The sequence below is a fragment of the Bacillus cereus group sp. Bc031 genome (genome assembly GCF_027716265.1).
Taxonomy (GTDB): Bacteria; Bacillota; Bacilli; order Bacillales; family Bacillaceae_G; genus Bacillus_A; species Bacillus_A paranthracis.
In genome coordinates this window covers 105726-112520 of record NZ_JAQFUL010000006.1, presented here as the reverse complement: position 1 = coordinate 112520, position 6795 = coordinate 105726, and the positions used below count along the sequence as shown (strand labels likewise).

Here is a 6795-nt window from a genome sequence, read left to right as displayed (position 1 = left end):
CTGTTGAATACAGAAATCATCTTCTTGATGCCGCCTAACTTTTTTTAAAATGTCCTTTACAAAGGGTACGGATTAAAGAGGAACTTCTTTTACTTAATTTCGATATCCGCAGAATGAATATGATGTACTTTTCCTTCATGGTCTTCTAGGAGCAATACACCATCCTCTGTAATTCCTTTTGCTATCCCTGTAATTGTCTCTCTCATCGTTCGAGCGTTAATTTCTTTCCCGATGCTTACAGCGTAACTTTCCCAAAGAATTTTAATGACAGAGAAACCATTTTGTAAATACTCTTCATATAATTTTTCTAGTTGTAAAAAGATTTGTTGCATAAGCTCCGCACGAACAATTGGCTTACCAGATTCAATCGCTAAAGAAGTAGCAATATGCTGAATTTCCTCATCAAAATGTTCTTGCTTTTGATTCGCATTAATACCAATACCCATAATGACAGCATTAATTTTATCAGGATCAGCTTGCATTTCTGTTAATATTCCTACAGCCTTTTTCCCTTGAATTAAAATATCATTCGGCCATTTTATTCCTACGTTTACACCTGTGCACTTTTCAATTGCTTGCGCAACGCTAACAGCGGCTAACAAAGTAAGTTGTGGTGCATGTTGAACCGGGATTGATGGACGTAAAATAATACTCATCCAAATTCCTGTTCCTTTTGGTGAATGCCATTTTCTGCTTAAACGACCTCTACCCGCTGTTTGTTCTTCTGCCACAACAATTGTTCCTTCTTCTGCATCTTCATAAGCAAGCTTTGCTGCAATATGTTGCGTCGATTCAACGGACTCTTCAAAATACACTGTTCTACCAATATGTTTCGTTTGTAACCCTAACTGTATTTCATTCGCAGTCACTTTGTCTGGCTTACTTGCAATTCGATAACCTAATCGACGCACAGCTTCAAGTTCATATCCCTCATTCCGAAGGTCCTCCATATGTTTCCACACAGCAGTTCTTGAGCAACCAAGTTTATCACTAATCGTTTGACCAGATACAAACTCGCCATCCGCTTCCGAAAAAACTTGCAATAACTGCTTTCTTATAGTAGATTGCATTCTTGCAGCCACTCCCTTATACACTCTTTCTCATTTACTACGTTTCCTTGTACAATTGCTTCTTCAATTTTTTGAATCATTTCAGCAACCCACGGACCTGGCTTTTTATTTGCCCAGTTTAACAAATCATTCCCAGTCACATTCATCTCTTGTCGACTCTTAATTGGCAATGCTTGAAACAACGTTTGTACCCGGTTAACAGCTGTATGATCATAGCTTTCAATCATCGCTTCATATACCCTTTCTGCCATTTCAGCTATATGAATTCCCGTTTTATAAAGAAGAACTGTATCCCAATCCTTCTCCTTTCTCTTACGGATTGTTAATAAAACTGCGACGATATCTTTTATTTTTTTATTCGAAAACTTCCATTGACGTAAAAAGACAGCTGGATGTTCTTCTCCAATACAATATAAGAAAAACGCCCACGCCTCAATGTCTGCTTCAAAAGAATCCCATTTATACTGCGTAGCTTTTAACAATTTCTCTTCTGACATCTGTAAATATGGTAGATGAGAAAATAGTTTCGTTTCTACTAATTCTTTGAGAGCCTTCACACAATATGTGCCAGTTAACAGTTTTTCAAACTCCACTGTAATTCTCTCAATTGCTATATGTTCCAGCAAATGTCCATATGTTTCAATTGCTTGCTTCGTTTTCGTCTCTAAAGAAAAACCTAACGTACTTACGAACCGAATACCACGCATCATTCGCAGGGCATCTTCTTGAAACCGATCCGCAGCATTTCCCACTGTCACAATTTCTCTCTTTTGAATCGCTTCCTGTCCAGCAAATAAATCAACCATTTTTCCTTCTTCTGTCATTGCAATTGCATTCATTGTGAAATCACGACGTTTTAAATCCTCTTCTAATGAACGAACAAATTGAACACTACTAGGTCTTCGAAAGTCTTCATATTCACTCTCTGTTCGAAAAGTGGTTACCTCATAAGGCTCACCATTTTCTACGACAATTACAGTTCCATGTTCAAGACCAACAGGAACATGTCTTGGAAATATAGCCATCACTTCTTCTGGTAAAGCAGATGTCGCAATATCAATATCTCCAATCGGCCTATCGATAATAAGGTCTCTTACGCTTCCACCGACAAAGTAAGCCTCATGCCCTTGTTGCTTTAAAGTCTCAATAATAGAACTAGCTTTTTTAAATCTTTCCATTTTTGTCATCCCTTAGTACATCATAGTAAATCGTTTCATATTGTGAGACGATTTTTTCAGAGCGAAACTGCTCGTAAACACTTTCTCTTGCTCGCTCTCCCATATTACGGTGAAGTTCTTCATCCTTTAATAGCTGAATGGCTTGATCTGCCACTCCTGTTGTATCGCCAACTTCACATAAATATCCTGTATCACCATGTTGAATGACTTCTGGAATACCTCCAACCCTTGTTCCGATACAAGGTACACCACACGCCATCGCTTCTAATAAAACAAGACCAAAACTCTCCTTCTCTGATAAAAGCAACATTAAATCACTCATCGCAAGTAGTTCTGCAACATTATCTTGCTTCCCTAAGAATAAGACGCGATCTTCAATATGTAAATTTTTCACCAACTGTAAAATCGTGCAAAATTCTGGTCCATCTCCAACAAGAAGCAACTTCGCATCTACTTCTGTAACAATTTTAGCGAATGCCTGCACAACATCTTGCACACGTTTCACTTTACGGAAGTTTGAAATGTGAATGAGTATCTTTTCACTCTCACTTATACCGTATTCTTTCTTTAATTGGGTCATATCACGTTTGAAATATACACGTTCGTCTATAAAGTTATATACCGTTTGAATGTCTTTATTTGGTTTTACAAGCTCATGCGTTTCGCTAATTAATGAATGCGAGACAGCCGTCACAACATCAGATTGCTCAATACCAAAACGAATTAAATTATTTAGCGAAGGGTCGGATCCTAACACAGTAATATCTGTTCCATGCAAGGTTGTAACAATTTTAATACGCTCTCCAATCATTTGTTTTGCTAAATAAGCACAAATGGCATGTGGTATTGCGTAATGCACATGTAAAATGTCTAGGTTTTCTCTTTGTGCAACCTCTGCCATTTTACTCGCTAACGCTAAATCGTATGGTGGATATTGAAATACAGAGTATTGATTTACCGTCACTTCATGAAAATAAATGTTTGGATACACTTTATTTAACCGGAATGGTAAACCCGATGTAATAAAATGAATTTCATGCCCGCGTTCCGCTAATTGCTTTCCTAATTCTGTTCCAACAACTCCAGAACCACCTACAGAAGGATAACATGTAATACCTATTTTTAATTTCATTTACATCCCCCTATTAAATCAGCATGTAATAAAACCGGTTTCTTACTCATAAACCCTTCGGCATATAAAACTCCAACTTCTTTTCCAAACATTTTCTCACGGGCGACTACAGTTTCAACGTAACCTTCTGTTAACGGCGTTTTCACACCATCACTCCCTGTTGAAAACTGACTTTCATACGCTTCTAATGCTTCCACCTTTTGCGATACGTATTCACTAATATCTATACAAAAATTCGGTTTATGAAAACCATTAATCATATAATGATAAAAAGACTCCACACGATGTGGTGGAACCTCTGGCATATATTTGCGAATTCCCGCTGAAAAAATAGCTTCTTCCACAAGTTTTGCACAATTTGCATGATCTGGATGACGATCTTCATAATACGGCGCAAAAACTAGTTTTGGTTTATATGTACGAATTACCTTTACAATTTCACGTATATACTCTTCTTTCATATACAAACCACGGTCTGGCATCGCTAAATTTAGTCTCGTTTTTACTCCCATTATACGAGCTGCCGCCTTCGCTTCTTCTTTTCTTAACTCTATCGTTCCGTTAGAAGAAAGATCAGCTTCTGTTAAATCACAAATACCTACTTCATACCCTTGCTTCGTATATTTAGCAATGGTACCCGCCATGCCGATTTCAACATCATCGGCATGGGCACCAAACGCTAATATATGTAATCCACTCATAATTGTTCCCCTCATTTTCTTAACTTGCGGTAATCTAAATCTCCTCGCTCTAATGCGTGCATTAACATTTCAGCACTTGCCATATTCGTCGCAAGTGGAATTGCATATACATCACATAAACGAAGCAATGCATTCACATCCGGTTCATGCGGTTGTGCTGTTAATGGATCGCGGAAGAAAATTACCATGTCTAAATCATTTTTTGCAATCATTGCACCAATTTCTTGATCGCCGCCAAGAGGACCAGATTGATATCTTGTTACAACTAAGCCGGTCGCTTCCATAATACGAAGTCCTGTCGTTCCTGTTGCAAATAATTCATGTTGTTCAAAAATTGGTTTATATGCGTATGCAAACGAAACCATGTCGTCTTTCTTTTTGTCATGTGCGATTAAGGCAATTTTCATCCGTTGTCTCCCCTTTAGTCGATAATATTTTCTAAACCGTACACAAGATGATCTAGATTCATTACTGTCTCAATTGATAGTTTTACACCAGACATAAATGATGCACGATTGAATGAATCATGACGAACTGTTAACATTTGTCCGTCTCCACCAAACATTACTTCTTGGTGTGCAATAAGCCCTGGTAAACGTACACTATGAATATGAATGCCGTCTACATTTGCACCACGAGCCCCTTCTAGTTGCTCTACTTCATTTGGATGACCTTGCTGCTTTGATTCACGATTTTGACGGATTAATTCTACTGTTTTTACCGCTGTACCAGATGGTGCATCTAGTTTTTGATCATGATGCAATTCAATTACTTCAACATCTTGGAAGTATTTCGCTGCCATTTGTGAGAATTTCATCATAAGAACTGCACCAATTGCAAAGTTTGGAGCGATAATTGTTCCTACTGCTTTTTCTTTCGCAGTCTCGGTTAATTGTTTTAGCTCTTCTTCTGTAAATCCAGTTGTACCAATAACAGAACGAAGTCCACGCTCAACTGCTAGTGTAACGTGTTGTTTCCCAACTTCTGGCGTTGTTAAATCTAACAACACATCTGCTTCTACTTCCTCTAAACAAGTATGTAAATCTGCGTAAATAGGTGCATCTAGCGCTGGCATTCCCGGTAAATCAGAGATTTTCTCTCCACCATGCTTATAATCCACTGCTGCTACTAAATTAAAATGTTCCGTTCTTTCCATAAGAAGAACTGCTTCATGTCCCATACGTCCTCTTGGTCCAGCGATAATTACTTTAATTTCTTTCATTATTCTTTCTCTCCCTCATCAATACGTGTCCAGCGATCTTTATCGCGAGTATTAAATTTATTCATTACAATGTTATGTGCTGTTTCTAAATCAATATTTAAACTATTTGCCATACAAATCATAACAAATAATACATCTCCAAGCTCTTCTTCAATACTACGTTCTTTTTCAGTTGTTTTCTTCGGTTTCTCACCATAATAATGATTCACCTCTCTTGCAAGCTCCCCCATTTCTTCCGTTAAACGAGCCATCATTGCAAGTGGACTGAAATAACCTTCTTTAAACTGACCAATATATGCATCAACTTCTTTCTGCATATCCTTCATCGTTTTCGCTTCCATACAATTCACCTCTAATCCTTCCTCTTTCATGTTAGCCAATTCATCGCGATTTGACAAATATTATTCCCCGCTAAACACCTATTTGCGACCCTTTTTGGGAAAGATTATAATAAAGTGAAACTTCTTTTGCGTTTTTGGCAAAAAATCAACCAGAACCAATCGATTTTTATAACCTTCACTATTTTCACTAGCAACTAGAAATTACTTATCATTATGTTTTACCGTTTCAGCGGAGCAATGCCATTTACATAATTAGGGGGATTTCTATATGACATCAAATTTGAAGATTCGAAATATCATTTTTATTTTAATCGGTTCCGCTATTTTTTCTTTCGGTATTGTGAATATCAATATTGAAAATCACCTTGCAGAAGGTGGATTTACCGGTATTACACTATTATTGTATTTTCTATTTAAGTTTGACCCTTCTTATTCAAACTTAATTTTAAATATCCCTATATTTTTTATTGGTTGGAAGTTACTTGGAAGAGCGACATTTATATATACACTAATCGGCACCTTTAGCGTATCTTTATTTCTATGGATTTTTCAGCGTTACGAAGTTCTCAACTTACATGTAAACTTACAAAATGATATGACACTCGCAGCTTTATTTGCTGGGGCATTTATTGGTATCGGTCTTGGGATCATATTTAAATACGGCGGAACTACTGGCGGTGTAGATATTATTGCGAGACTCGCTCATAAATATGTTGGCTGGAGTATGGGGAAAACGATGTTTATGTTTGATGCTATCGTCATTATCGTCTCTATCCTTACCTATTTATCATATCGCGAGGGTATGTATACGTTAGTTGCTGTTTTTATCGGGGCGAAAGTCATTGATTTTATGCAAGAAGGAGCCTATGCAGCAAAAGGAGCAACTATTATCTCCGATAAAAACGATGAAATTGCTGCTAAAATTTTATCTGAGATGGAGCGCGGAGCGACCTTTTTAAAAGCTGTTGGATCGTATACAAAAGTGGAACGGAACGTATTGTATTGCGTTGTGGCTAAAAATGAAATCGTGAAATTAAAAAATATTATTACTTCTGTAGATCCTCATGCATTTGTTGCAGTAAGTGACGTACATGATGTAGTTGGTGAAGGTTTTACGTTGGATGAAAATAAAAACCCATTACATACATAAA

Annotated in this window: 8 protein-coding genes; 1 reads left to right on the top strand and 7 read right to left on the bottom strand. The window is 37.3% G+C overall.

Translation table 11 applies throughout. From position 1 onward, the window contains the following. Nucleotides 1–89: 89 nt before the first annotated feature. The 7 genes from PDQ33_RS04345 to PDQ33_RS04315 are packed head-to-tail and all read right to left on the bottom strand — an operon-like array spanning nt 90 to nt 5644. Nucleotides 90–1070, bottom strand: coding sequence for a biotin--[acetyl-CoA-carboxylase] ligase (locus tag PDQ33_RS04345; RefSeq protein ID WP_250669721.1), 981 nt, complete (start codon nt 1068–1070; stop codon nt 90–92). After that, nucleotides 1055–2248, bottom strand: coding sequence for a CCA tRNA nucleotidyltransferase (locus PDQ33_RS04340; RefSeq protein WP_000439308.1), 1194 nt, complete (start codon nt 2246–2248; stop codon nt 1055–1057). Before PDQ33_RS04340 ends, PDQ33_RS04345 begins: the two co-directional genes overlap by 16 nt. Further along, nucleotides 2235–3380 (bottom strand): N-acetyl-alpha-D-glucosaminyl L-malate synthase BshA, encoded by a 1146-nt coding sequence (bshA, locus tag PDQ33_RS04335; RefSeq protein ID WP_250669720.1) that lies wholly within the window; start codon nt 3378–3380, stop codon nt 2235–2237. The genes PDQ33_RS04340 and bshA overlap by 14 nt, the downstream gene beginning before the upstream one ends. After that, nucleotides 3377–4081 (bottom strand): bacillithiol biosynthesis deacetylase BshB1, encoded by a 705-nt coding sequence (bshB1, locus tag PDQ33_RS04330; protein WP_000015666.1) that lies wholly within the window; start codon nt 4079–4081, stop codon nt 3377–3379. Before bshB1 ends, bshA begins: the two co-directional genes overlap by 4 nt. A gap of 11 nt (nt 4082–4092) precedes the next feature. Then, nucleotides 4093–4488: a methylglyoxal synthase gene (gene mgsA, locus PDQ33_RS04325; RefSeq protein WP_000684755.1), complete on the bottom strand. Its 396-nt coding sequence runs from the start codon at nt 4486–4488 to the stop codon at nt 4093–4095. Nucleotides 4489–4502: 14 nt separating this feature from the next. After that, complete coding sequence (dapB, locus tag PDQ33_RS04320; protein ID WP_000658802.1) at nt 4503–5303, bottom strand: dihydrodipicolinate reductase; 801 nt, start codon at nt 5301–5303, stop codon at nt 4503–4505. Beyond that, on the bottom strand, nt 5303–5644 hold the full coding sequence (locus PDQ33_RS04315) for a nucleotide pyrophosphohydrolase (RefSeq protein WP_002108639.1): 342 nt from the start codon (nt 5642–5644) through the stop codon (nt 5303–5305). The genes dapB and PDQ33_RS04315 overlap by 1 nt, the downstream gene beginning before the upstream one ends. A 268-nt stretch (nt 5645–5912) precedes the next feature. Between PDQ33_RS04315 and PDQ33_RS04310 the strand changes: the two genes are divergently transcribed. Further along, on the top strand, nt 5913–6794 hold the full coding sequence (locus tag PDQ33_RS04310; RefSeq protein ID WP_000203301.1) for a YitT family protein: 882 nt from the start codon (nt 5913–5915) through the stop codon (nt 6792–6794). The last annotated feature ends 1 nt before the right edge of the window (nt 6795 follow it).